We start from the raw sequence: 26007 nt of genomic DNA on the forward strand, positions 1-26007 counted from the left end.
TCATGGCGCTGATTCGGCACCGATATCATCCAGTGCAGCCCGCAAAACCCGACCGAGTATGGCAACGCCCTCTTCGATCTGCGGCGGCGTCAAGGTCACGAAGGACAAACGCATCGCGCGTGGGTCCGGCGTATGGGCATAGAAGGCCGCGCCGGGCACGAAGGCGATGCCCGCGTCAACCGCCTTGGGCAGCAAGTCCATCGCGTTCAAGCCCTCGGGCAGGCGAATCCAGAAGAACATGCCGCCCTTCGGCATTTGCCATTCGCAGCCCGGCGGAAGATGTTGTTTGAGCCCCTCGGCCATCGCGTCGCGGTTGGCCTTGTAGCGGGCGCGGATCTTGGGCACATGCTCATCCAGGAAACCGTTGCGCACCACCTCGTAAACAACCCGCTGATTGAAGCCCGGTGTGTGCAGATCGGCGGCTTGCTTGGCCTGCAAGAGCTTGGGGTACAACTCGGGCGGCGCGATCATGAAGCCCAGGCGGAAGCCCGGTGTCAAAACCTTGCTGAAGGAGCCCAGATAGATCACGCCCTCGGGCCACATCGAGGCCAGCGATGGCATCGGCGGCTCATCGAACCAAAGGTCACCGTAAGGGTTGTCTTCAATGATGGGCACACCGGCGGCCTTGGCCGCAGCGACCGCTGCTTGGCGCCGCTCCAAGCTCATCACGCGGCCGGTCGGGTTTTGATAATTGGGCAACAAATAGGCGAAGCGCGTGCCGGGCGCATCATGCGGCAGCTTGGCGATGGCAGCTGGGTCGACGCCTTGCTCGTCGCTGTCCAGGCTGGTGAAGATGGGCTCGAACGGCGTAAAGGCCTGCAGCGCGCCCAGATAGGTGGGCGTCTCGACGGCCACCGGTGCGCCGGCGTCACACAGAATTTTGCCCACCAGATCCAGGCCTTGTTGTGAGCCACTGGTGATCAACACCTGATCGGGCGTGACCTGCATGCCCAGACTCTGCACCCGTTGCGCAACCCATTCGCGCAGCGGCGCGAAACCCTCGCTGGCCGCGTATTGCAGTGCTTCTTTGGGGTTCTCGGTCAGCACCCGGTCACAAGCCGCTTTCAACTCCGCAACTGGAAAGGTATCGGCGGAGGGCAGGCCACCGGCCATCGACAAGATGCCGGGCTTTTCGGTGACCTTGAGGATTTCGCGAATGATCGAGGGGTTCATGCGGGCGGCACGCCGCGCTTGGGTCCAGACTGAGCTCATGGGTGTCTCGCTTGATGTTTGCGGCTAAAAATTGCCGGCTAAGCCGACGTTGTACCACCCAACATCCAATCGACCGCCGCCTTGGCATGCAGGGCGGTGCCGTCGAACAAGGGCGTTTGGCTGTCGACGGACGGATCCAGCAACAAACAAATTTCGGTGCACCCCAGGACCACGCCTTCGGCGCCGGCTGCGCTCAAATGCTGGGCGATGCGCTGAAAGCGAGCGCGTGAAGTGTCGAGAATCTGCCCCCGGCACAGCTCCTCGAAGATCACACGGTGAACCTCGTCGCGGTCCTCGGGGCCGGGCACGATCAGCTCGATCCCATGCCTATCCTGCATGCGGCCACGGTAAAAATCTTGCTCCATCGTGTAGCGGGTAGCCAACAAACCGGCCCGTTTGATGCCGGCAGCCTTCAGCGCAGCCGCGGTCGCGTCAACGATATGGATCAAAGGCAGGCCGCTCAAGCGCTCCACCTCGTCGGCCACCTTGTGCATGGTGTTGGTCGCGATCAACAGACCCTGGGCACCGGCCGCCTTCAGCCCGCGCCCGGCCTCACCGAGCAATTGGCCGGCCGCGGCCCAGTCGCCGGCACGCTGCAGCGCCTCGATCTCGGCGAAGTCAACGCTGCGCAGAATCAAATCGGCGCTGTGCAGTCCACCCAGCCTGGCTGCCACGTCCTGGTTCAGCAGTTTGTATAAATGAGCGGTCGACTCCCAACTCATGCCACCCAGAATCCCCAAGGTCTTCATTTCTCAAGCTCCCAACATCGGCCAGATGCTGGCCAGCAATGACAAGGCCATCACTGCATTGAAGGCTCGGCGGCGCGAGGGCTCAGCCAGGAAGCGGCTCAGTTTGGCGCCCGCCAAGGCCCACAGACCCACACAAGGCGCATTGACCAGCGCGCAGACCAAGGCCAGGCCCAGCATCGCCGTCCAGCCGCCATCCGGCGCCGTGAAGCCCGCCACCGCGCCGATCGCAATCATCCAGGCCTTGGGATTGACCCACTGAAAAGCTGCCGCACCCCAAAAGCCCATCAAGGCCGCCGCCGCTGGGCTGGCTTGATCGCGGCCGGGCTCGGAAGGTGCCTCGGCATGCCAAAGCTTCCAAGCCAACCACACCATATAGGCGACGCCGAGCACCTTCAACGCAAAGTAGAGTTGCGGCCACTGCTGCAGCAGCGCGCCCAGCCCCAGCCCTGCCGCCAACAACAAGACCATCAAACCGATGCTGATGCCGGCGATATGCGGCAGCGTCTTTTTGAAGCCATGATTCACACCCGAGGCCAGCAACATCATATTGTTGGGGCCCGGCGTGATCGAGGTGACCGTGGCAAACGCCATCACGGCCAAAAGAGTGGGCAAGGTCATCATCGTGGCAGCCCTCCGGCCAACTGAAAGAAGAACTGCAGTATCCCGCCCAACACCAATACAGCTGCAGTACACTTTTACAGACAATTCATTCATCTGTATCGGCAAAATGACCTACACAGAAAGCCCGCAGCACGGACCGAAGCCCGGCCCACAGAGCATGCCGCTCATACGCAAGGCCAGCCAACCGCTGGCGCAGCAGCTGGCCGAGCGCTTTGCCGAGCGCATCCAGCAGCGCCTGCTTTTGCCCGGTGCGCGCCTACCCTCGGTGCGGGAATGCGCGCGCCATCACGGCGTCAGCCCCTACACCGTGGTAGCGGCCTACGACCAACTGCTGGCCAGCGGCCTGCTGGAAGCACGCAAGCAACGCGGCTTTTTTGTACGCGAGCGGCAAGCCGGGGCGGCCAGTCGCCAGCCCACGCAGCCCGCACCGCAATCGGTGCCGGTGGACGCCACCGCCTTGATACGCGGCATGTTCCTGGCCGATGCCAAGCGCGCACCGGGCCTGGGCACCTTGCCGGCGGAATGGCTGGATCTGCCCATGCTGCAAGCGGCCATGCGCCAAGTGCTCAAGGCCGGCGGCGGCAGCGAACAACTGGCCCTGCATTACGGCGAGCCGGCCGGCGATGCCCGCCTGCGCAGAGCCTTGGGCCTGCGTCTGGCCGATCTGGGTATCGCCTGCCCGGCCGAACAAATCGTCACCACCGTCGGCGCCACCCATGCGCTCGACCTGATCACCCGCACCCTGCTACAGCCCGGCGATGCGGTGTTGGTGGATGACCCCGGCTGGGCAATCGAATTTGCCCGCCTGACGCAGGCCGGCATGCGCTTGCTGCCGGTGCCGCGCGGCGCCAATGGGCCAGACCTGGCCGTGATGGCGCGGCTGATCGAGCAGCATCGCCCTCGCATGTATGTGACGGTGTCGGTGCTGCACAACCCGACCGGCAACAGCCTGAGCTTGGCCAACGCACACCAGATCCTGCGCATGGCCGAGCAGGCCGACTTTCAGATTGTCGAGGACGACACCTATGCATTCTTGGCGCCCAATCATGCACCGCGCTTGTCGGCGCTGGACGGCTTGCGCCGCAGCATCTATGTTTCCGGCTTCTCAAAGATCCTGACGCCGGCCTGGCGGGTCGGCTATCTGGCGGCCAACCCGGCCTGGGTCGAGAAGCTCACGAACCTGAAGCTGCTCAGCAGCCTGACGACCAGCCCGCTGCTGGAGCGCGCCGTCGCCCATTGCCTGGAGCAGGGCCAATTGCGCCGCCATGCCGACCGGGTGTTGACGCTTTTGGATGCCGCCCGCCAGCGCAGCATGAAGCTGGCCGAGGCCGCAGGCTGCCGCTTTATGGCGCCGCCGCAAGGCTTGTTTGGCTGGGTCGATGTGGGCATGGACACCGAGCGCCTGGCCCAGCTGATGTTGGATGAAGGCTGGCTGACGGCGCCCGGCATGCTGTTCAGCGCCAGCCGCCAAAGCAGCACGCTGATGCGCATCAACTTCGCAACCGCGCAAGATGCCCTGTTTTGGCGACGTTTGCAAACCCTGCGCGCGGCAGCGACCTGAACAAGCCGTTACCATCAGGCCCTCTTCATCAGCCAGCCGCTTTGCCTTGCCCATGTCCGCCGATCTTCGATTTCTAGTGGTAGATGGCCTTGCCGGCGTTCAAACCTTTGCTCGTCAAATGCTGGAAGGCTTCGGCCTGCCGGCCGAATGCATACGCAGCGCCAGCGATCCCGAGGCCGGTCTGGCCATAGGCCGGGACTTCAAGCCCGATTTCTTGATCACCGACTGGTTCCCCAAAGGCGCGATGACGGGCATCGCCTTGCACGAACGCTTGAATGAGCTCAACCCCGGCTGCCGGCTCGCCCTGCTGAGCTTCGAAGTGACGCCCCAGCATGAAGCCGACGCCATTGAAGCCGGCTCCAACTTCCTCTTGCGCAAGCCCTTCACCGCTGCGGAACTGAAAGCCACGATGTTGAAGGCGCTCGAAGCGCTGGCCAAGGAGCGGCCCGAGTTGCATGCGCGACTCAGCGCCGTGATGAAAAGCGCTCAGCCGGCCGGTGTGAGCCGCCCCCCGCCAAAGATTGTGTTGCCGGTGATCCCCAGCCTGAAAGCAGGCGACAAGGTGAGCTATCTGGACAAGACGCAGACGGTTCAATACGTGGTCGTCAGCCAAGGGGAGTTGGTCGTGCAACTCAATGGCAACCCCGGCTTGATTCCGGCCTCCAAGCTGAAGAAGCTGTGAGCGCCGGCGAGCAAATCCAACTCAGCCAAGCCTTGGCGCAAGCCTGGCAACAAGGCCTGCGCCTTGCTGCTGCCGATTGGCTTGACGCCGTGCCCGATGCGGATTGCGCTTATGCGATTCAACAATCGGTCGCACAGACCTTGGGCTGGTTGCAGCCCGGCCGCCCGCAGTTTTGGAAGAGCGGCGGCGCCTCGCGCCAAGTGGCGCTGACGCACGCGGTGCTGGCGCCGGCCGGCGTTCGCATCGGCCCGGCCAACTTCAGCGATCTGCGCTTGCAGCAAGCCGGCATCGAGGCCGAGATCGCGCTGCGCCTGGGCCGCGAAGTCACACCCGAATTGGCGGCGCACTTGAGCCTCGCGGATGCAAGCGACTTCATCGACGGCATGGCCGTCTCGGTGGAGCTGGTGGCCTCACGTTGGCGCGAAGCGGGTGAAGCGCCCGCCTTGCTGCGACAGGCCGATTTCCTCTCGCATGGCGCACTGGCCCTGGGCGAGTGCTTGCCTTATCAAGCGCGCGACTGGTCGCAGCAGGCCTGCGAGCTGCGCGTCAACGACGGGTCCGCCTTGCACTGCGTCGGCGGCCACAGTCTGGGCGACCCGGCCTGGGGTCTATTAGCCTGGTTCAAGCATGCCTGCCGGCATGGCCAGAGTTTGCCGGCCGGCAGCGTGGTAACGACGGGGGCTTGGCTGTCGCAAGCAGGGCTGCAGCCGGGTGACCGCGCCACGGTCGGCTTTGCCGGCCTGGGCAGCGTGAGCGTGCAGCTCTAAAAAAGAGTGCTCGCATCCCGGCCGCGGCTGCAGTCTTCACTTCGCGTCGAGAGCTTCCCAGCGTTCCATCAGCGCCAGCAACTCGGCGTCGATCTGGCCGCCGCGCTCGGTGACTTCGGCAATCCGCGCCGCACCCTGCGAGTAGAGCTCGGAGCCATTCAGCAAGGCATTGATCTGCACTTGCTCGGCTTCCAGCGCCGCCACCTTGGCCGGTAACTCATCGAGCTCACGCTGCTCCTTGTAGCTGAGCTTTTTCTTGTTGGCGACCACCGGCGCGGCAGCGGCGGCCACCGGTGCCGGCGCAGATGCAGCAGAAGAAGCAGCAGCGGGCGCTTGCTTAGCCTTGGCTTCATTGATGGCCGCGGCTCGCTTGCTCTGCACCAACCAGTCCTGCACACCGCCCTCGTACTCGCGCCAACGGCCATCGCCCTCGTTGACAATTGTCGAGGTGACGACGTTATCCAGGAAACGCCGGTCGTGACTGACCAGGAAGACGGTGCCGTCATAGTCGGCCAGCAGCTCTTCGAGCAGCTCCAGCGTTTCGATGTCCAGGTCATTGGTTGGCTCGTCCAGCACCAGCACATTGGCGGGCCTTGCGAACAAACGCGCTAGCAGCAGGCGGTTGCGCTCGCCGCCGGACAAGCTCTTGACCGGCGAATTGGCGCGCGCCGGCGAGAACAAGAAGTCGCCCAAGTAACTCTTTACATGCTTGCGCTGATTGCCGATCTCGATCCACTCGCTGCCGGGGCTGATGGTGTCGGCCAGAGTCGCTTCCAGGTCCAGCACATCGCGCATCTGGTCAAAGTAGGCGACATTGATCTTGGAACCCATATTGACCGTGCCGCTGTCCGGCGCCAGCTGGCCCAGAATCATTTTCAGCAGCGTCGTCTTGCCGGCGCCGTTGGCACCGACCAAGCCGACTTTGTCGCCGCGCAAAATGGTGGCGGTGAAGTCGCGCACGATCATGCGGTCGCCATAACTCTTGCAGACGTCTTCCAGCTCGGCCACGATCTTGCCGCTGGCGCCGCCGGTGTCGATGTCCAGCTTGACCTTGCCTTGCACATCACGGCGCGAGGCATGGGCCAAGCGCATGGTCTCCAGGCGCTGAATACGCGCCACGCTGCGGGTGCGGCGGGCTTCGACGCCCTTGCGGATCCACACCTCTTCTTGGGCCAGGATTTTGTCGAAGCGGGCGTTGTAGAGCGCCTCGTTCTCCAGCTCATAGAGCTTGGCGGCGGTGAAGGCAGCGAAGTTGCCGGGATAGTTGCGCAGCTGGCCGCGGTCCAACTCAACGATGCGGTTGGCCACGTTGTCCAAGAAGCTGCGATCGTGGGTGATCAGGAGCAGGGAGCCCTTGAAATTGTTCAGCAACTCCTCCAGCCAGGTGATCGCGTCCAAGTCCAGATGGTTGGTCGGCTCGTCGAGCAGCAAGACATCGGGCTGGGCCACCAAGGCGCGGCCCAGCGCCACGCGCTTCTTCAAACCACCCGAGAGCGAGCCAATCAGCCGCGAGCCGTCCAGGCCCAGGCGCTGCAGCGACTCCTCCACGCGCTGCTCCCAGTTCCAGGCACCGATATGCTCAATGCGCTCGGCCACCCATTCCAGATCGTCCTCGGGATCGTGGATTTCATAGCGTGCGCGCAAGGCCTTAGCCTCGGCCACGCCCTCGCTGACCGCTTCAAAAATCGTTGCCTCAGGGTCCATGATGGGCTCTTGCGGCACGTAGACGCTGGTCAGACCTTGCTGCAATTGCAACAGGCCGTCATCGAGTTTCTCCATCTGGGCGAGGATTTTCAGCAGCGACGATTTGCCGGTGCCGTTGCGGCCAATCAGGCCGACACGCTCACCCATTTCGAGCGAGAACGAAGCGCCATCCAGCAAGGCAACATGGCCGTAAGCGAGATGGGCGTTGGAGATAGATAGGACTGCCATAGCCCGCCATTGTCGTTGACTGGCGACACATGCCAGTAAGTCGGGCCAATCTGCCGTCCTTGAATGGCGGAGGCGCCTTCGGCCAAGCCCAAAAGAAACAAGGGCGATGCTTAGCATCGCCCTTGTGAAAACCTGCTGGACCGGCGACTTACTTCTTGGTGGCCTCGGCCGTCTTGACAGCTGCGGCAGCAACAGGCTGCACCGGCGTCAGGGGTGCACTGGCGGCGGCTTCCGCTTTGGCCACTGGCTTGGTTTCAGCCTTGGCAGGCACGGCTTTGCTGCTTGCCGCAACGCTCGGCGTGGCCTTGGTGGCGGCCGCAGGCGTGGCAACCGGTGCTGCGGCAGTTGCAGCACCGGTTGCAGCAGTTGCGGCAGTTGCGATTGGCGCCGCAGCCACGGCCGCCTTGTCCTGAGCCATGCTGGCCTGGGCAGCAAACACAGCAATCACAGCACCAAGGACAGTCGAAGCAGCCACAGAAAACTTAGTCATCTCAGAACTCCAATCAAGGTCTTGCCATCCAGCGCTGAGGCAGCTTTCACCGTCTTGGGAATCTGCTGCTTTCAGTCGCCTGGCCCCTGCACAACGGGCGTTGGGTTCAAGCTGTTGACCATGCAATTGTGAGCAAATGCAAGCGAGCGCTTGGCGCGCGTCAAACCCAGACGCGATAGGCCCAGAACGCCTCGTCGGTCTCGATGCGCTGGCGCAACTCATCGGGGCTGAAGCCGGTGACCCGGCGTGTTTCGCGGCAGAGATGGGCTTGGTCGGCATAGCCAAGATCTTGTGCCAGCGCGCTCCACACCAACTCGCCCGCTTCGAGTTCACGCCGCACCTGAAAGAAAGTCTGCTCCGAGCGGCTGACCCGCCGCAAGGCACGCAGGCTCTGCCCACTCCACTGCTTGATGCGGCGCTCCACTTGACGCAGGCTGGCCCCGTGGCCGGCTGCCACGGCGCGGGTCGCTAACTGCTGCATCCAATCGCGGTAACGGCGCGGCGACGGCCCGCCGATATCGCGATGTGCGCGCCAACGCGGCAGCAAAAAGGCTTCAAAAATCTGCTGACATTGCGCTTCATCTTCAGCGGCGAGCAGCCGCGCATTCAGGGCCTGCCAGTCAGGCCCCAGCAGCGCGTCGATGCTGCCATGTCGGTCGACCAAAAGGCTGAGATCCAAACCGGTCAGCGCATGCAGGGACTCCGGCAGTATGGCCACCATAAAAATACGCGCCCCGGCCGCCGAGCGAAACTGAACCGGGCTGCTGCGTGGGCCAAAGATCAGGCCGCCGCTGGGCAAGGCCTGCAGAGCGCCCTCACCCAGCACCTGCGAGCCGCAACCTTCTATCGTCCAACTGAGACCACAAAAAGGCGTGGCCGGGAACCAGCCACTGCGCTGTTCCTCCGTCAAATGGGCGGCACGCGTGGTGTCGCGCCAAATATAGGCATGCACGCAGCCGCTCAGGCCCAAACTTGGCGCCAGCAAGCGCGCCACCGTATCAGGATGCAAGTCCGAGTTACTCATGGCGGCAGTGTAGAACTCGCCAGCTGCCTGCTCGCTCATGTCGCTTTCGTTCAAGACGCCGCGCCGCGCAACACGCAAGATGGCCGCCATGCACAGTCAAACCATTGCAACTACCCCTGCCGCCCTGCCCCCGGGCCCGCCTTGCCGCTTCTTCGGCTTCCCAGAACTGTTCAGGCTTGGGCGCGACTACCTGGGCCATCTCGGCCGCCAGCAGCGCCGCTATGGCGATGTCGTGTACATGCGATTTGGCAGTTACCGCGACTACAGCTTTTTCCATCCGGAGCATTTGCGCGAGTTGCTGCTGGGCTCGCATGAGCAGATGATTCGCTGGGAGCGCGCCACTGAGGTCTTCGCCGCTGTGCATGGCCACAGCGTGCTGGTGGCCGAAGGCGCCGCCTGGAGTGAAAAGCGCCGCATGTTGCAGCCGGGCTTCGGGCCCAAGCGCGTGGTGGGCTTCGCGGCGGCGATGGTGGCGGCCGGCAGCGAGGGTCTGGCCAGCTGGCCCGAGCAGGCGCAGTTGGATCTGGACTTCGAACAAGCGATGACGCACCTGACCATGGATGTGATTCTGCGCACGCTGTTCAGCAGCAGCGCCACCGCCGAGGCCAGGCTGGCCGAAGATGCCGTGAGAGTCTTGAGCATCGAGGGCATGCGCGAGATGTACTGGCCCAAGAGCGCGCCGCTGTGGGCGCCCTGGAAGGCGGGCAAGCGGCACGCAATGAAGGCGCTGGATGGGCTGATTCGCGGCCACATCGCCGCCCGGCGCGGTCTGAAGGGCGCTGCGCCCGATGACTTGCTGAACATGCTGATGCAGTTGCGCCATGAGGACGGTCAAGCGCTCAGCGACACCGAGTTGCGCGACGAGTGCATGACCATCTTCCTGGCCGGGCACGAGACCAGCGCGGCCGCACTGACCTGGTGGGGTTGGTGCATGGCCGCCAACCCCGCTGCGGCGGCCCTGGCCCGCGCGGAGGTCGACCGGGTGCTGGCGGGGCGCACACCCTGCTTCGATGACTTGGCTGCTTTGCCCTATCTGACTCAAACCATCAAGGAAACGCTGCGGCTTTACCCGGCCGCCCCCGCCTTGATGAGCCGCCGAACGACGGCAGCCATCGAAATCGCCGGCCTGACGGTGCCGGCCGGTGCGCTGATCCGCTTGACGCCCGGGGTGACACAGCGCGATCCGCGCTGGTTCCCTGAGCCCGAATCCTTCAAACCCGAGCGCTTTGCCGCGGATGCCGCCGAGATTCCGCGCGGCGCCTACCTGCCCTTCGGCGCAGGCCCCAGGGTCTGCTTGGGCAGCCATTTCGCGCAGACCGAGATCAGCTTGATCGCGGCCCTCTTGCTGCAGCGCTTCGAGCTGCAGCGCATTCCAGGCAGCGCAGCACCCGAACCGGTGCTGCACATCACGCTACGGCCCAAGCAAGCGCTACGCTTGCGCCTGCTCAGGCGAGCAGATGGGCCGCGTGATGGCGAAGATGGTCGTTCACAAAGCTAGCGATGAAGTAATAGCCATGGTCGTAGCCGGCGTGCCGACGCAGGGTCAGGTCTTGCCCGGCGGCCAGGCACGCGGCCTCGAAAGCCTCGGGCATCAGCTGCGTCGCCAGAAAGGGGTCGGCCAGGCCTTGGTCGATCAGGATGCCGGCGGGGAATGGCGGGCGAGTTTGGCTCAGCATCAAGGCACTGGCGTCATGGGCGGCATGGGCCGCATGATTCGCCCCCAGATAGCCGGCGAAGGCCTTTTGCCCCCAGGGGCATTGCATCGGCGCGCAAACCGGCGCAAATGCCGACACCGAGCGGAACGAACCGGGATGACGCAGCGCCAGCGTCAGGGCGCCATGGCCGCCCATCGAGTGCCCGAAAAGGCCGGTGCTTTGCGCACTGAGCCCGAGTTCCTTTTGTACGCCCGGCAGCAGCTCATGCAAGAGGTAACTCTCCATGCGCCAATGCTGGGCCCAGGGCTGCGCGCTGGCATCGAGATAGAAACCAGCAGCGACGCCAAAGTCCCAGCTGTCGGCTTCGCCCATCACGCCTGCCCCACGCGGGCTGGTGTCGGGCGTCAACAAAGCCAAGCCCAGTTCGGCCGCCAAGCGCTGCGCGCCGGCCTTGATGGCAAAGGTCTCCTCGCTACAAGTCAGGCCGGCCAGATAGACCAGCAAGGCGCGCGGCTGAGGCGGCACAAAAAGCCCGAAGCGCATGGGCAGGCCGATCTGGGCCGAGGCGTGGCGGTAAAAGCGCTGCTGGCCGCCAAAGCAGCCATGTTCCGCCAGCAGCTCAAGCCCCTCCAACATGCTCAGAACTCCACCACCGCGCGGATCGACTCGCCACGCTTCATTAAATCAAAGCCTTCATTGATGCGCTCAAGCGGCAGCTTATGCGTGATCAAGTCATCGATATTGAGCTTGCCGTCCATATACCAATCAACGATCTTCGGCACATCGGTGCGGCCGCGGGCGCCACCAAAGGCCGAGCCTTCCCATTTGCGGCCGGTCACCAGCTGGAACGGTCTTGTGCTGATCTCGGCACCGGCCTCGGCCACGCCGATGATGATGGAGCGACCCCAGCCCTTGTGCGTGCACTCGAGCGCATCGCGCATGACCTTGGTATTGCCTATGCACTCAAAGCTGTAGTCGGCGCCGCCATCGGTCAGTTGCACGATCTCATCCACCACGTTGGCAACATTCTTCGGGTTGATGAAGTGCGTCATGCCGAATTTGCGCGCCATCGCCTCTCTGGCGGGGTTCAGATCGACACCAATGATCTTGTCGGCACCCACCATCTTGGCGCCCTGGATCACGTTCAGGCCGATGCCGCCGAGACCGAAGACGACCACATTGGCGCCGGCCTCGACCTTGGCGGTGAACAGCACCGCGCCGACGCCGGTGGTGACACCGCAGCCGATATAACAGACCTTGTCAAAGGGCGCGTCCTCGCGAATCTTGGCCAGCGCGATGCCGGGCACGACGATGTGGTTCGAGAAGGTCGACGTGCCCATGTAATGAAAAATCGGCTTGCCGGCTATCGAGAAGCGCGAGGTCGCGTCGGGCATCAAACCGCGCCCTTGCGTGGAGCGAATGGCTTGGCAAAGATTGGTCTTGCGCGAGAGGCAGAATTTGCACTGCCGGCATTCGGGCGTATAGAGCGGGATCACATGGTCACCGGGCTTGAGCCAGGTGACGCCCTCGCCGACTTCGAGCACGATGCCCGCGCCTTCGTGACCCAGGATGGCCGGGAAGATGCCTTCCGGGTCGGCGCCGGACAGCGTGTAGTAGTCGGTGTGGCAAATGCCGGTGGCTTTGACCTCCACCAAGACCTCGCCGGCGCGCGGGCCGTCGAGTTGCACCTCTTCAATCGTCAATGGGGCGCCGGCTTTCCAGGCGACGGCGGCGCGGGTCTTGATCATGCTGATTTCTCCTCGTTCAGCGCCTTCTCCAGCGCATCGATAAACATCTTGGCCACATCAAAGCCGGTCTGGTCGGTGATTTCCTGGAAGCAGGTCGGGCTGGTGACGTTGACCTCGGTGAGGCTGTCGCCGATCACATCCAGGCCCACCAGCAAGAGGCCGCGTGCGGCCAAGATGGGGCCGGCGTACTCGGCGATCTCGCGGTCGCGCTCACTGATGGGCCGGGCCACGCCTTTACCGCCGGCCGCCAAGTTGCCACGCACCTCGCCGCCCTGCGGAATACGCGCCAAACAGAAGGGGACTGGCACGCCGCCGATCACCAGCACGCGTTTGTCGCCGTCTTTGATGGCGGGTAAGTAACGCTGCACCATGACGGTTTCGGCGCCGCCCTTGTTGAGGGTTTCGATGATGGCGCCGAGGTTCATGCCATCGGCCCCGACGCGGAAGATGCCGGTGCCACCCATGCCGTCCAGCGGCTTCAGGATGATGTCGCCATGCTCGGCGTGGAAGGCGCGGATCGCCGCCTCGCTGCGCGTCACCAACGTGCTCGGGCAGAACTGCGGGAACTGCATCAGGGCCAGCTTCTCGGGATGATCACGCAGCGCCTGCGGTTTGTTGAAGACGCGCGCGCCCTCGCGCTCGGCCTGCTCCAGCAAATGGGTGGCGTAGAAGAACTCGCTGTCAAAGGGCGGGTCTTTGCGCATCAAGACCGCGTCGACCTCGGCCACGACCAGATCCGCACGCTCGGTTTCGGTGAACCAGTTGTGCGCATCTCCGGTCAAGGTGATGGCGCGGGCCTGCTGCGCCATCACGCGCCCACCCGAGCGCCAGATCAAGTCCTGCACCTCGCAGGCCCAGAGCTGATACCCGCGCTTGGCCGCTTCGCGCATCATGGCAAAAGTGCTGTCCTTATAGGTTTTGAAGGAAGCCAAGGGGTCGGCAACGAAGAGCAGTTTCATAACAATCATTCCTCTTATTTCGAACGCAATTGATGCACGGACAAGGCCAGGCCACCCGCCACGGCGCCCCAAAAGGCCGAGCCGATGCCGGCGACCTGGAGGCCAGACAAGGTCACCAAAAAAGTCAGGCAGGCCGCGTCACGGTGTTTTTCTTCCTTCAGGGCGGTGGCCAAGCCGCCGGCGATGGTGGAGATCAAAGCCAAGCCCGCCACCGCCGCCACCAACTCGCGCGGAAAGGCGACCAACAGCCCGACGACCGCGCCGCCGGCCAGACCCACGGCAATGTACACAAGACCGGCCGACATGGCTGCGGTGTAGCGCCGCGCAGGGTCAGCGTGCGCCTCGGGGCCGTTGCAGATCGCCGCCGTGATGGCCGCGAGGTTGAAGGCAAAGCCGCCAAAAGGGGCCAGCAACAGGCCGGTGAAGCCGGTCACGGCCAAGGTGGCAGATACAGGTGTGCGGTAGCCGGCTGCGCGCTGCACCGCCACGCCGGGCAAATTCTGCGAGGCCATGGTGACCAAGAACAAGGGGATGGCCACACCCATCACGGCAGCGAAGCTGAAACTCGGGGCGGTCCAGACCGGCTGCACCCAAGCCCAGTCGACAGCCGCCATCTGAACCCGACCCTGCCCCAAGGCAAGCGCCATGCCGGCCAGCAGCACGCCCGGCACCGCATAGCGCGGCCAGCAGCGCTTGCCCAAGAGGTAGGCGCCGGCCATCAGCAAAACCAAGGTTGGCGCCGACTTGACCGCCAGCACCGCATCAAGACCGAAGCGGGCCAGTACACCGGCCAGCAAGGCGGCGGCCACGGCCAGAGGGATGCGGTCCATCAGGCGCTCGAACCACCCGGTCAGCCCAAACAACAAGATCAGGCCGGAGCTCAGCAAAAATGCGCCGATGGCCTCGGGCATGGAAACGCCCGCAGTGGCGGCGATCAAGGCGGCTCCCGGGGTTGACCAAGCGGTCAAAATCGGCTGGCGGGTCCAGTACGACAAGCCCAGACTCGTGACTCCCATGCCCAGGCCCAAAGCCCAGATCCAGCTGCTGGTTTGAGCCGCTGTGGCGCCCAGCGCTTGTGCGGCCTGAAAAATAATCGCCACCGAGCTGGTGAAACCCACCAAGACCGCGACAAAACCGGCCACCATGCTTGAGACTGAGAGATCATTGAGGCAGCGCTGCATGCGCACAGCATAGCTGCACGGACGATGTGGCGCAGGCGAGAGCCGCACCGCTGGGTTTGAGCGCTAGAGATTGAAAGGAACTTGCGCCGATGTGTAGATTTCTCGCCTATCTGGGGCCATCGATTTTCTTGGATGAGCTGGTGTGCAAACCGCAACATTCGCTGGTGCGCCAATCCTTGCGGGCCGATCAGGCCAAGGCCGTCACCAACGGCGATGGCTTCGGCGTGGGCTGGTATGGCGAGCTGACTTCACCCGGGATTTACCGCGAGGTGATGCCGGCCTGGTCAGACGAGAACCTGCTGGCGCTGTGCAGCAATGTGCGCTCGCATCTGTTCTTCGCCCATGTGCGCGCCGCCACCGGCACCGGCATCGCCAGGCAGAACTGCCACCCGTTTCGCTACGGCCCCTATCTCTTCATGCACAACGGCCAGATTGGCGGTTATGGGCAAATCCGAAGGGCGATGGAAGCGCGGCTGCCGGATCATCTTTATGCCGAGCGCCGAGGCGCCACCGACTCGGAGTTGCTGTTCTTGCTGATCATTGCGCGCATCGAGGCGGGCCAGCCCGTCACGCAGGCGGTCAGCCAGATCCTCAATGAGACGCTGGCGATGATGCATGTCTTGAACATCCACGAGCCCTTGCGCTTTGCGGGCGCCTTGGCCGATGGCCAGCAGGTGCATGCTTTTCGCTTCTCCAGCGACCATCGCGCACCGACGCTGTATCTGCGCCGGGATGGTGGCGAAGGCCTGGTGGTGGCCTCGGAGCCGCTGGCCGACGACCAGGACGGCTGGACCCTGATCGCGCCCGGCAGCGTCGTGCATCTGGCGGCAAACGGGGCGAGCAGCAGCGAGGTGCTGATGGAAACCATCAGCTGAGTCCTCTCCTGCGGCTTAGATTTCGACTTTAGAGCCCAACTCCACAATCCGATTGGTCGGCAGATGCAGGAAGTCGGCCGCTGCGGCCGCGTTGCGGTGCATGCTGGCGAAGAGCTTTTCGCGCCACATCGCCATGCCGCCATTGCCTATGGTCGGGATCACGATGTCGCGGGACAGGAAGTAGCTGGTCTCCATGTCTTCCAGGATGACGCCGTTTTGCTCCAGCAGGCGCAGCGCATCGGGCACATCGGGCTCGTTCTTGAAGCCAAAATGCAGGCTCACCGCCCAGCACTGATTGCCCAGCGCCACCACTTGCACGCGCTTGTCAAAGCCCACCCAGGGCACCTCATGGTGCTTGACGGTGACGAACAGATTCTGCTCATGCAGCACCTTGTTGTGCTTCAAATTGTGCAGCAGGGCGTTGGGCGTGACGCCGGCCTCGGCCGACAAAAACACGGCCGTGCCCTCGACCCGTACCGGCGGACTCAGGAACACCGCGTCGAGAAAACTCTTCAGGTCGATCGCATCCTCGCGCAGCTTACTGCTGAGCATGCGCCGGCCTTGCTTCCAGGTCAGCATCAAGGTGAACATGCCGATGCCAATCATCAGCGGGAACCAGCCTCCCGCGACCAGCTTGAGCATGTTCGAAGCCAGGAAGGTCAGGTCGATGACGAAGAAGAAACCGGTCGCGGCCACGCACAAGGCCAGCGGGTACTTCCAGCCATAGCGAATGACGAAGAAGGTCATCACCGTGGTGATAGTCATGTCTATGGTGACCGCAATACCGTAGGCACCGGCCAGCTTGCTGCTGGAGCCGAACAAGACTACCGCCAAGATGATGAAGACAAACAGACCCCAGTTGACGAACGGGACATAGATCTGGCCGGTATCGCGCTCGGAGGTGTGCAAGATGCGCATGCGGGGCAAGATGCCCATTTGCACCGCCTGCTTGGTGACCGAGAAGGCCGCCGTGATCAAGGCCTGCGAGGCCACCACGGCCGCGGCGGTGGCGAGTAAAAAGAGCGGAATCTCCGCCCAGGCCGGCGCCAAATTGAAGAACGGGTTGACGACCGCTGCGGGCTGCTCCAGGAGCATTGCACCTTGGCCGAAATAATTGACCACCAAGGCGGGCATGACGATGCTGAACCAGGCCAGGCGAATAGGCTTCTTACCAAAATGGCCGAGGTCGGCATACAAGGCCTCGCCCCCGGTCACCACCAGAACAACCGCGCCCAGCGCCACAAATGCGGCCCATTTGTGCTCCAGGCAAAACGCCAAGGCATAGGCCGGGTTGACGGCTACCAACACATGCGGATTTTCCAGGATGTGCGGCAGGCCCAAGAGCACCAAGCTGCCGAACCAGGCCAACATGACAGGGCCGAAGGCCTTGCCGATGCCGCCCGTTCCCAGGCGCTGCACGGCGAACAGGCACGCCAACACGATCAGGGTCAAGGGCAGGATCAAATCATGCAGCTGCGGTGCATACACATCGATACCCTCAACGGCGCCCAACACCGTCATCGCCGGGGTAATGACCGCGTCGCCATAAAAGATCGCCGTGCCGAACAAGCCCAGCAGCATCAACTTGCGGCGCAGCGCCGGCTGGTCATTGACGGCATTGGTGGCCAGCGCCAGCATCGCGATCAAGCCCCCTTCGCCGTTGTTGTCGGCGCGCAGGATCAGCAGCACATACTTGATCGAAACGATGATGGTCATCGTCCAGAACAACAGCGACAGCACACCGAGGATGTTGTCATGCGTCGGCAAGATGTGGCCGCCATGGAACACCTCCTTCATCGCATAGAGCGGGCTGGTGCCGATGTCGCCGTAGACGACGCCCAAGGCGCCGAGGGTCAATCCGGCCATGGCCGTGTTCGAATGACCCCCAGATGGGGCAGTGTTTGAAGAACTCACGTGGTGTTGCCGCGCGCGCTGCGCCGCCAAGCCAAAAGCGCTATTCTGCGCCCACTTTGCTGCACTGCGTCAAAACGAATGCGCAGTTTTTTCGACCAAGCGGCTCAGGCGTAGACCTCGGCCTCCGGGTCGGTCACTTCCAGCTCATAGCTGGCCGCCACCGCACCCAAGCGTGCGATCACGCCGTACATATAGAAGCGATTCGGACCGCTGGAGCCCGGCTTCTCGCCCAGACGCGGCAGTTGAGAGGCCTGCGCAAAGGCCAAAGGCACATAGCTGGCACCTGGGGCGCTGAGGTTTTCATCCACGCCGCGGTCGGCATGCACGCGGTAAAAACCGCCCACCACATAGCGGTCCATCATGTAGACCACCGGCTCGGCCACCGCATCATTGACCCGCTCATGCGTGACAACGCCCTCTTGCACCACGAGCTGCGTCAGCCCTTGCAGGCTTTGCGATGCGCTGAGTTTGGCGCTGAGCTCTTTGGCATCCCGCAAGGTGATCGGCCCCGCGCCCTGACTGCCAGCATCGGGCTTGATCACCACAAAAGGCTTTTCTTGGATGCCGTATTCCTTGTATTTGCGTCGGGTTTTGGTCAAGACCGCATCGACCTGCGTCTGCAAGGCTTCCAGGCCGGCACCGCTGCTCAGATCCTCGCCCGCCACCGCGACCGTCAGCGGATTGATCAGCCAGTGGTCCATGCCCAGCAGCTTGGAGAACTTCTTGGCCACTTCTTCATAGGCCTTGAAATGCTGACTCTTGCGACGCACCGTCCAACCCGCATGCAGGGGCGGCAGCAGATACTGCTCATGCAAATGCTCCAGCACGCGCGGCACACCGCTGGCCAGATCATTGTTGAGCAGCACGGTACAGGGGTCAAAGTCCTTCAACCCGAGCCGGCCGCGGCTGCGGATCAAGGGCTCCAGCGTCAAGCTGCTGCCGTCGGCCAGGTTCACAGCGGTCGGCTCGGTGATGTTCGGGTCCAGCGAGCCCAGGCGGACGTTTAAGCCAGCCTGGGTGAAGATGCGTTTGAGCGTCGCGATATTGCTCAGGTAAAAGCTGTTTTGCGTATTGCTCTCCGGAATCAAGAGCAAATTCTTGGCCTCGGGGCAGATTTTCTCGATCGCGGCCATGGCTGCCTGCACCGACAGCGGCAACATGTCTTGCGTCAGGTTGTTAAACCCGGACGGAAACAGATGCGTGTCGACCGGGGCCAATTTGAAGCCGGCGTTACGCAGATCCACCGCGCTGTAAAAGGGCGGCGTGTGCTCCATCCATTCGAGCCTGAACCAGCGCTCAATGGCCGGCATCGACTCCAACACGCGCTGTTCCAACTCATTGATCGGGCCAGTCAGTGCAGTTATGAGGTGGGGAACCATGGATGTACTCGAAGCGGGATTGACTGATTCTAGAGACAAGTGCACGTGGGGCCGTTGTTCTGAAAACCAAGGCCGGCCGAACAAGTCTATGCTTAGGGTCATTGCTTCCAGGGTCCGCCATCCGATGTCAAAAATACTCGTCGTTGAAGATCACGCCGACATCCGTCGTCTGGTTCGCTGGGCCTTGGAGGACAGTGGGCACACGCTCTATGAAGCGCCCAATGGCGCCTTGGGGCTGGAGCTGGCGCGCACCGTCCATCCGGACTTGGTCTATTTGGACGTGATGATGCCCGGCGGCTTGGACGGTATCGAGGTGTGCGCTCAGATCCGCAAGGATCCGGCCCTCGCACACACCTTGGTCGTGATGCTGACCGCCGACGCGGCGCAGCAGACAAAAGCCAAGTCCTTGGCGGCCGGCGCCAATTTCTTTTTGCCCAAGCCCTTCAGCCCGGCCAAGTTGCTGGAGTTGACCGAAGTCTTGCTCAAGGCCAGACCCAAACCGGAGGCGCCCGCCGAACGCAGCTAGCGAACGGTCGCGAAAACCAAAAAGGCTGCCCGAGGGCAGCCTTTTGCTTCAGCAGCGCAAGCTCAACCAAGCCGCACCACCCTCTGCTTGCTTTTTACTTGTGATAAGCGGTCTCGCCGTGCGAGCTGATGTCCAGACCTTCGCGCTCTTCTTCTTCCGTCACGCGCAGACCGATCACCAGATCCACCAGTTTGTAAGCCGCCAAAGAGACCACGGTCGACCAGATCACGGTCAAGCCAACGGCCTTGGCCTGAATCCAGACCTGACCCGCGATCGAGAACGCTTCTTGCGTCACCATCGTGACCGTGACCCAGTCGCCCACCAAGCTCGGGCCACCCAAGGCGGGTGAGTTGAAGACGCCGGTCAGCAAGGCGCCAACGATACCGCCCACACCGTGCACGCCGAACACATCCAGCGAGTCATCTGCACCGAGCAGCTTCTTCAGGCCGGTCACACCCCACAGGCAGGCAAAGCCGCCGATGAAGCCGATCACCAGTGCACCACCGATGCCGACGTTGCCGGCTGCCGGCGTCACCGCCACCAAGCCCGCCACCGCGCCGGAAGCCGCACCCAGCATCGACGCCTTGCCCTTCAGCAGCGCCTCACCCAAGCACCAGGCCAAGACCGCAGCAGCCGCTGCCACCAGCGTATTGATAAAAGCCAGCGCGGCGAAGCCATTGGCTTCCAAGGCGGAGCCGGCATTGAAGCCGAACCAGCCGACCCACAGCAGCGAAGCACCGACCATGGTCAGCGTCAGGCTGTGTGGCGTGAAGGCCTCCTTGCCGTAGCCGACACGCTTGCCGATCATGTAGGCACCGACCAAGCCGGCCACCGCCGCATTGATGTGCACCACGGTGCCGCCGGCGAAGTCCAGGGCACCCATTTGCCAGAGGAAACCGGCCTTGGCGTTCATCTCGTCCACCACACCAGCGGCCGTGTAAGCGTCCGGGCCCATCCAGAACCAGACCATGTGCGCGATCGGCAGGTAGCTGAAGGTGAACCACAGGGCCAGGAACATCAGCGCGGCCGAGAACTTGATGCGCTCGGCGAAGGCGCCAATGATCAAGCAAGCGGTGATGCCGGCAAAGGTAGCCTGGAAGGCGGCGAAGACGATCTCAGGGATGACCACGCCCTTGCTGAAGGTCGCCGCGTTGGCGAAGGTGCCGGCCGCGTTGTCCCAGATGCCCTTCATGAACAGGCGATCAGTGCCGCCGATAAAGGCATTGCCTTCGGTGAACGCAAAGCTATAGCCGTACAGCACCCACAGGACGACGATCATCGAGAACGCGACCATCACTTGCATCAGCACCGACAGCATGTTTTTGCTGCGCACCAGGCCACCGTAGAACAGGGCCAGGCCGGGCACCGTCATCATGATGACCAAGAGTGTGGACAACAACATCCACGAGGTGTCGCCCTTGTTGGGAACGAGTGCCGGCGCAGCGGCCGAAGCGGCTTCAGCGGCAGGTACAGCCGCTGCTGCAGCCGCCGGCGCCGCGTCTGGCGCCGAAGCTGGGGCCATCACGGCGCTGGCTACAGCCGCCGGGGCGGCAGCATCTTGTTGGGCCCAGGCGGCAGGTGCAAGCACCGCTGCGGCCAGAGCGAGGCAGGCGAGAAGTTTTTTCATGTCTTGTTCTCCACGGAAATCTTGCGTCAGAGGGCTTCGTTGCCGGTCTCGCCGGTGCGAATGCGCACCACTTGGTCCAGCGGCGAGACAAAAATCTTGCCGTCACCGATCTTGCCGGTGCGGGCGGCGGCTTCGATGGCATCGATCACCTGCTCGACCACGGCGTCATCCACGGCGGCTTCGATCTTCACCTTGGGCAAAAAGTCCACGACATATTCGGCGCCGCGGTAGAGCTCGGTATGGCCTTTTTGGCGGCCAAAGCCCTTCACCTCGGTCACAGTCAGGCCCTGCACGCCGATGGCGCTGAGGGCTTCGCGAACTTCATCAAGCTTGAAGGGCTTGATGATGGCTGTAATCAGTTTCATGCTGTCTATCTCCGATTTCTATTGCTGGATACGAGCTCAGAAAGTCTTCTTCACCGACACGACCAGACCGTCTTTGCCCAGGTTCTTCATAGACGGGCCGCCCTTGTAAGCGTCCGTGTTGGTGCCCACCACCGCCGCGCCAAAGGTGAAGCCGGCGTAGTCCTTGTTCAGCGTCAGCGAGTAGTCGGTGTAGCTGGCCGCGCTGTTGTTCTTCACCTTTTGGTAGCCGACATGCGGCACCACGGTGAAACCACCGCCTACGTCAAAGGTGGCCGACACATCCAGGTAGCCACTGCCCTTGCTGTCGGCGGTGCCGAACAAATTGGTCACGCTGTGCGAGTACTTGGCCGTCACCGGGCCAAAGCTCAAAGCACCGTAGACCTCGGTGGTGTCGGCCTTGGGGTTCAGATCGTTGCTGGGGTAGATGTAAGTCAGCGCGCCAACATCCAGCGTCAAGCCGCTGGCGATCTCGGTCTTGTAGCCGCCATAGACGTCGATTTCCACATTGGCGCCGCCGTTGTAAGGCGCATCCTTGATCCACTTGATGGTCGAGGCCCAGGTACCAATGTAAAAACCGTTGGCAAACGCGTAATCCGCGCCGCCTTGCAGCGCAGGGTTCAGGCGCGACTGCGACAGACCGCGGTAGCGGTAGTCCGAGGTCACACTGACGTTGAAGGACAAGGGGCTGGCAGCCTCGGGGGCGGCCTCGGTCTTCGCCGCTTCTTCGGCCTGAGCCATGGTGGCGCCCAGAGTCAGCGTGACAGCAAGCACAGCAAAAATCGACTTCATGGCAGGTTTCCTAGCTTTGGGATTAAAAAAGGGGTGGATCAGAATTTCTACGGGACCTGCTCTCCCTTTGCAGCTTTCGTGCCAAGTCATATCGCCCCCTAGCCATCAGCTTGCAGGCGCTTCGCACCAGAATGGATCTGCGCTGAGCACAACCCAAACTGGTGCGCGCACCATGGCTGTGCAAATAGCTGCGCAGGCCCTCACAGCGTGCACAATTGCTGACAAGGTCCCGGCAAGACGGGGCCAGGGGAGCGCCCTATGTCATTGGCGATCGTTCAAAGCCGGGCTCTGGACGGCTTGAGTGCAGCGGCCGTCAGCGTCGAAGTGCATCTGGCCAATGGACTTCCTTCTTTCACGCTGGTTGGGCTCGCGGAGACCGAAGTCAAAGAATCTCGTGAGCGGGTGCGTGCGGCGCTGCAAAACAGCGGTCTGAGCTTCCCCCACAATCGCCGCATCATCGTCAACCTAGCCCCTGCCGAACTCCCCAAAGAAGGCGGACGTTTCGACCTGCCGATTGCTCTGGGCCTGCTGGCTGCCAGCGAGCAGATCGATGCGGCACGACTGGCCGAGTTTGAATGCGCCGGTGAGTTGTCGCTGGGCGGCGAATTGCGGCCGGTGCGCGGCGCGCTGGCCATGAGCCTGGCACTGCGCCAGGAGCAATCGACCCGCAGCCTGATCTTGCCCCCAACCAGCGCGGCCGAGGCGGCCTTGGTCTCGGGCATCAAGGTCTTGCAGGCCGACCATCTGCTGGATGTGGTCGCAGCCTTGGTGCCCGGCAGTGATGCGCCGCTGGCACCGGCCACGCCCTTGACCCGCGCCGAAGCGCCGGCCCCACCCGATCTCAGCGACATCAAAGGTCAGGCCGGCGCCAAACGCGCGCTGGAGATCGCCGCGATCGGCGAGCACAGTCTCTTGATGGTCGGCCCACCGGGCACCGGCAAGTCGATGCTGGCCCAGCGCATGGCCGGCTTGCTGCCGCCGCTGAGTGAGGAAGAGGCCTTGGCCTGCGCATCGGTGCTGAGCCTGGCCGGGCAGTTTGAGCCAGCACGCTGGGGCCAACGCAGCCTGCGCAGCCCACACCACAGTGCCTCCAGCGTGGCCCTGGTCGGCGGCGGCTCGCCGCCTCGCCCGGGTGAGATTTCGCTGGCTTTGCACGGCGTATTGTTTTTAGACGAGCTGGCCGAATTCAGCCGTAGCGCCTTGGAGGCGCTACGCGAGCCGATGGAAACCGGCCGCATCCTGATTTCGCGCGCGGCCCGGCAGGCCGAGTTCCCTGCGCGTTTTCAGAAGATCACAACACAACAATGAACCATTAAAAGATGAACCTATCCCGACTAGGTAGAGTCTCTGATAGAACCTGTATCCACCTCTTTAACCTCTCAGATATTAAGAAAATATCCTTATAAATCAAGTACTTAGCTGCGTTTTCAATCTATTAACTAGCAATAACTAGCAATCTTATTGTCAAGTATTGCAATATATATTTTATAGTAATTGCAAAATAATATAGTAATTCTATTGACAAACTGAATATTTATTATAGAATAATAATTCGGACTACAAATAATTAAAGCCCGCATTCCCCTAATTGAGCAGGAGAATAGCGGGCTTTTCTACGTCTAAACTTTTATCAACATCAAGTCAAGCTCATTAGCAATTGCCTCATTTTGGAGCACATCGAAAAGACAAATCCGCCCTTTCAAATATTGCACTTTTAGACATCAAGTAATGAACTACAGCCCAACAAATACGGGCTTTCTAGCGTTTTAATTCGATGCTCTAAATTCTTCAGAATAGATACACCTGTATATAGACCCATTTATCACAGGTTAAACGCAACAACAGCTAAGAGTCTTGACTTACCCAACGAGAGGTAAACCGAGCATGTCAAACATCTTCAAATCAGCTAATAGAAATATTACTACAGAATCAACTTTTAACGATCTAGAACTCTACGCCAACAGCAAATCAAGTAAAGGCTTTTACGTTGACATCTTAAATAAAATAGAAGAGCTTTTAATGTTTAGCTTAGTTAACTTTACAGACCCAAAGGTAAGCCACTTTACGATTGATGAACCAAACCAAGACAAACTACAAGAGTTAAGGAAAGACCTTGCCAGATTCCTAGCATCAAGAGCTAAAACAAAAGGAACAAAGGAAACAAAGTTCCTCTATCTTGCAACTTTAGAGATTCGACCAAAGAACAAACAGGAGCATTTGCACTTAGCATTCTTCTTTGATGGCCTAAACACCAAAGACTTGAACTTACTAGAAGAAAGATTAGCCAAGTTCAGCAATTCCAACAAAGCAAAGCTGAACCATAGACGCTTAGATTGCCTCCCTCTTGATATATATACAGAGACAGGCGAGATTAAATACAACAAGAGAGGCAACTTTGCTAGAAAAGGCTCTACCGCATGGCATGAACTCAGAACAGATTCTATAGACGCCTTCAAAAGACTGAGTTATTTAGCCAAGGTCTATTCCAAAGCAAAGGACTATCACCTTAGCTCAAGCCGATTACCCAGCAAACTAGCAGCAAAGCCATTTGAAGCCCCTGCAGCTAGCCTTCAGACAAAATCAATACCAATCCAACTCAAAGGCCTTGAACTCGCTGTAGAGCCTTCTAAAGCAGCTCAAGAGGATTCTAAAATCCTAGCACCTTTAGATAATCCAAAAAGACTTCACTCTCCCGTCCTTCTCATCTATCAGCGTCAGCTAGATATGAAGTTCAAGGTATGGCTGCGATACGATCTACAGACCTACAGCTTTAAAGGAGAAAAAGAGATAGACAAGAACCTAGTTATCCAAGAACTTCTAGCTATCCCTAGTCTCTACCGCTTCAAGGTACTGGCTGGATCAACAGAACCAACTTCAGTGACACCAGAACGAGCCTTAGCGATCCTTAGACAAGCTCCAGGCCACTCGCTGAAAGGAAGAGAATTGACCTTCCAAGCTCCAACTATGCCAACCGGACGAGGCAGAACCATTGATAAAAATAGATGCCAACCTAAAGCGACAGATTGGCAAAAACCTTCTATTCAACTAGTTGCGCCTGTTCGAGCGCATCATTAACCAACTGACTTCTTCCGCATTACGTATCCAACGGCAGAAAGCCCCAACATTAACAATGCAAAGGGATTAGGCTCATCTACAGCGGAAACTGGCGAAAACTTCGCAGTAAATCCCAAACTTGCGTAGGAGGAGTCACCATGCCAGACATTATTCGAGGCATCAGGCAATTGAGGGTTGAACGTTGAGCTGTAAAAGAACCGCCCATTGAGTCCACCGTTTGAAGAGGTCGTTGCCTGAACAGACATATCAGTCAACGGACTATCTACACCCGAAACAGAAAGAAAGGCTATGTACGAAGAGTCCGCAAGAATAGTATTTATAGAAGAGAATTTTAGCTGGCCGTAATATGGACCCGCGTAATGAATTGGAGCACTCTCATAGATAACAGGCCCAACAACTCGTTGGCTGTCCCACCTTGAAATCAAAAGCTTTACATTCCCTGCGCTACCTGCTAGCGGGTAAAAAGTCCAATCGTCCAAACGCTTAGTTTCACCGAGTTCAAAGGTCTGGCCAAAGCTGGTAAACCGACCACCTCCGAGTTCACCGTATCCCGAACCATTTAAGAATGACTGGTTCGAATACGTTTGCGCTCCAGCTTGAAATGCAACGAACGATGCACCTAAGGCCAGCAATACAGATTTAATATTTGAAGTCATAAAGATTGAGTAGTTGATAGGGCTGATCCCTAGCCACCTAATGGCAAGTAAATTCCCGCCATCAGCATAGAGCACAACTATTCAATTCGAGCACCCCCCAAAAGTAGGAGTCATGTACAGACACGGCTGTTAAAAAGCACCTCCTTTCCAACGCCGTAGCCTTACCCTGTTAGAAACATAGCTATTGACACTTTCCAACATGGGCAATAAACTAACAGCA

General features: G+C 61.0%; 23 protein-coding genes and 1 pseudogene. 8 read left to right on the forward strand and 16 right to left on the reverse strand.

Going from position 1 to position 26007, the window contains the following annotated elements; genetic code table 11:
• Genes PRZ03_RS12705 through PRZ03_RS12715 form a run of 3 tightly spaced genes read right to left on the reverse strand, consistent with a single transcriptional unit; the run spans position 1 to position 2582 of the window.
• Entirely contained in the window at positions 1-1212 is a 1212-nt protein-coding gene (locus PRZ03_RS12705; protein WP_273600628.1) for an aminotransferase-like domain-containing protein, read from the reverse strand.
• A 38-nt stretch (positions 1213-1250) separates the two neighbouring features.
• On the reverse strand, positions 1251-1961 hold the full coding sequence (locus PRZ03_RS12710) for an aspartate/glutamate racemase family protein (RefSeq protein WP_273600629.1): 711 nt from the start codon (positions 1959-1961) through the stop codon (positions 1251-1253).
• A gap of 3 nt (positions 1962-1964) precedes the next feature.
• The gene (locus tag PRZ03_RS12715; protein ID WP_273600630.1) at positions 1965-2582 is read right to left on the reverse strand and encodes a LysE family translocator; all 618 of its coding nucleotides are present in this window, start codon (positions 2580-2582) and stop codon (positions 1965-1967) included.
• Between the two features lie 157 nt (positions 2583-2739).
• Here PRZ03_RS12715 and PRZ03_RS12720 point away from each other — a divergent pair, with 157 nt between their 5' ends.
• Genes PRZ03_RS12720 through PRZ03_RS12730 form a run of 3 tightly spaced genes read left to right on the forward strand, consistent with a single transcriptional unit; the run spans position 2740 to position 5592 of the window.
• Positions 2740-4143 (forward strand): aminotransferase-like domain-containing protein, encoded by a 1404-nt coding sequence (locus PRZ03_RS12720; RefSeq protein WP_273600631.1) that lies wholly within the window; start codon positions 2740-2742, stop codon positions 4141-4143.
• Between the two features lie 52 nt (positions 4144-4195).
• Entirely contained in the window at positions 4196-4825 is a 630-nt protein-coding gene (locus PRZ03_RS12725) for a response regulator (protein ID WP_263532389.1), read from the forward strand.
• Positions 4822-5592, forward strand: a complete 771-nt coding sequence (locus PRZ03_RS12730) for a fumarylacetoacetate hydrolase family protein (protein ID WP_273600632.1) — start codon at positions 4822-4824, stop codon at positions 5590-5592. Before PRZ03_RS12725 ends, PRZ03_RS12730 begins: the two co-directional genes overlap by 4 nt.
• A gap of 36 nt (positions 5593-5628) precedes the next feature.
• Here PRZ03_RS12730 and PRZ03_RS12735 read toward each other — a convergent pair whose 3' ends face one another.
• The 3 genes from PRZ03_RS12735 to PRZ03_RS12745 form a co-directional block, all read right to left on the reverse strand.
• On the reverse strand, positions 5629-7524 hold the full coding sequence (locus tag PRZ03_RS12735; protein ID WP_273600633.1) for an ATP-binding cassette domain-containing protein: 1896 nt from the start codon (positions 7522-7524) through the stop codon (positions 5629-5631).
• Between the two features lie 148 nt (positions 7525-7672).
• Positions 7673-8014 carry a hypothetical protein gene (locus PRZ03_RS12740; protein WP_273600634.1) on the reverse strand — a complete coding sequence of 114 codons (342 nt, stop codon included), beginning with the start codon at positions 8012-8014 and terminating at the stop codon, positions 7673-7675.
• A 160-nt stretch (positions 8015-8174) separates the two neighbouring features.
• Complete coding sequence (locus PRZ03_RS12745) at positions 8175-9128, reverse strand: helix-turn-helix domain-containing protein (protein WP_263532393.1); 954 nt, start codon at positions 9126-9128, stop codon at positions 8175-8177.
• Here PRZ03_RS12745 and PRZ03_RS12750 point away from each other — a divergent pair.
• A complete protein-coding gene (locus PRZ03_RS12750; protein WP_273600635.1) occupies positions 9127-10536 on the forward strand; it encodes a cytochrome P450 in 1410 nt (469 codons plus the stop codon). The genes PRZ03_RS12745 and PRZ03_RS12750 overlap by 2 nt on opposite strands.
• On the opposite strand, the gene fghA is transcribed toward PRZ03_RS12750, so the two are convergent.
• The 4 genes from fghA to PRZ03_RS12770 are packed head-to-tail and all read right to left on the reverse strand — an operon-like array spanning position 10484 to position 14581.
• Positions 10484-11329: an S-formylglutathione hydrolase gene (gene fghA, locus PRZ03_RS12755; RefSeq protein ID WP_273600637.1), complete on the reverse strand. Its 846-nt coding sequence runs from the start codon at positions 11327-11329 to the stop codon at positions 10484-10486. The genes PRZ03_RS12750 and fghA overlap by 53 nt on opposite strands.
• Positions 11330-11331: 2 nt before the next feature.
• The gene (locus tag PRZ03_RS12760; RefSeq protein WP_273600805.1) at positions 11332-12438 is read right to left on the reverse strand and encodes an S-(hydroxymethyl)glutathione dehydrogenase/class III alcohol dehydrogenase; all 1107 of its coding nucleotides are present in this window, start codon (positions 12436-12438) and stop codon (positions 11332-11334) included.
• Complete coding sequence (gene gshB / locus PRZ03_RS12765) at positions 12438-13400, reverse strand: glutathione synthase (protein WP_273600638.1); 963 nt, start codon at positions 13398-13400, stop codon at positions 12438-12440. The genes PRZ03_RS12760 and gshB overlap by 1 nt, the downstream gene beginning before the upstream one ends.
• Positions 13401-13414: 14 nt before the next feature.
• Entirely contained in the window at positions 13415-14581 is a 1167-nt protein-coding gene (locus PRZ03_RS12770; protein WP_273600639.1) for a benzoate/H(+) symporter BenE family transporter, read from the reverse strand.
• 89 nt (positions 14582-14670) lie between these two features.
• Here PRZ03_RS12770 and PRZ03_RS12775 point away from each other — a divergent pair, with 89 nt between their 5' ends.
• A complete protein-coding gene (locus PRZ03_RS12775) occupies positions 14671-15456 on the forward strand; it encodes a class II glutamine amidotransferase (RefSeq protein WP_273600640.1) in 786 nt (261 codons plus the stop codon).
• 15 nt (positions 15457-15471) lie between these two features.
• On the opposite strand, the gene PRZ03_RS12780 is transcribed toward PRZ03_RS12775, so the two are convergent.
• A complete protein-coding gene (locus PRZ03_RS12780; protein ID WP_273600641.1) occupies positions 15472-17322 on the reverse strand; it encodes a potassium transporter Kup in 1851 nt (616 codons plus the stop codon).
• A 152-nt stretch (positions 17323-17474) separates the two neighbouring features.
• Positions 17475-18749: a glutamate--cysteine ligase gene (gene gshA, locus PRZ03_RS12785; RefSeq protein ID WP_273600642.1), complete on the reverse strand. Its 1275-nt coding sequence runs from the start codon at positions 18747-18749 to the stop codon at positions 17475-17477.
• A gap of 124 nt (positions 18750-18873) precedes the next feature.
• On the opposite strand from gshA, the gene PRZ03_RS12790 reads away from it, so the two are divergent.
• The gene (locus tag PRZ03_RS12790; protein ID WP_263532401.1) at positions 18874-19275 is read left to right on the forward strand and encodes a response regulator transcription factor; all 402 of its coding nucleotides are present in this window, start codon (positions 18874-18876) and stop codon (positions 19273-19275) included.
• 94 nt (positions 19276-19369) lie between these two features.
• Here the strand turns inward: PRZ03_RS12790 and amt are convergent, their stop codons facing one another.
• From amt to PRZ03_RS12805, 3 genes are read right to left on the reverse strand one after another with little or no spacing between them, the layout of a single operon-like run.
• Positions 19370-20902, reverse strand: coding sequence for an ammonium transporter (amt, locus tag PRZ03_RS12795; RefSeq protein ID WP_273600643.1), 1533 nt, complete (start codon positions 20900-20902; stop codon positions 19370-19372).
• A gap of 26 nt (positions 20903-20928) precedes the next feature.
• Positions 20929-21267, reverse strand: coding sequence for a P-II family nitrogen regulator (glnK, locus tag PRZ03_RS12800; RefSeq protein WP_263532403.1), 339 nt, complete (start codon positions 21265-21267; stop codon positions 20929-20931).
• A 36-nt stretch (positions 21268-21303) separates the two neighbouring features.
• Positions 21304-22056 carry a TorF family putative porin gene (locus PRZ03_RS12805; protein ID WP_273600644.1) on the reverse strand — a complete coding sequence of 251 codons (753 nt, stop codon included), beginning with the start codon at positions 22054-22056 and terminating at the stop codon, positions 21304-21306.
• 258 nt (positions 22057-22314) lie between these two features.
• On the opposite strand from PRZ03_RS12805, the pseudogene PRZ03_RS12810 reads away from it, so the two are divergent.
• Both PRZ03_RS12810 and PRZ03_RS12815 read left to right on the forward strand, forming a co-directional pair.
• Positions 22315-23349: pseudogene (locus PRZ03_RS12810) on the forward strand (YifB family Mg chelatase-like AAA ATPase); the annotation flags it as partial.
• A gap of 591 nt (positions 23350-23940) precedes the next feature.
• The gene (locus tag PRZ03_RS12815; protein WP_273600645.1) at positions 23941-25131 is read left to right on the forward strand and encodes a hypothetical protein; all 1191 of its coding nucleotides are present in this window, start codon (positions 23941-23943) and stop codon (positions 25129-25131) included.
• Here the strand turns inward: PRZ03_RS12815 and PRZ03_RS12820 are convergent.
• On the reverse strand, positions 25128-25787 hold the full coding sequence (locus tag PRZ03_RS12820; RefSeq protein WP_273600646.1) for a hypothetical protein: 660 nt from the start codon (positions 25785-25787) through the stop codon (positions 25128-25130). The genes PRZ03_RS12815 and PRZ03_RS12820 overlap by 4 nt on opposite strands.
• Positions 25788-26007: the final 220 nt, after the last annotated feature.

It is taken from the genome of Roseateles albus (genome assembly GCF_028595345.1).
GTDB classification, from domain to species: Bacteria; Pseudomonadota; Gammaproteobacteria; order Burkholderiales; family Burkholderiaceae_C; genus Paucibacter_A; species Paucibacter_A albus.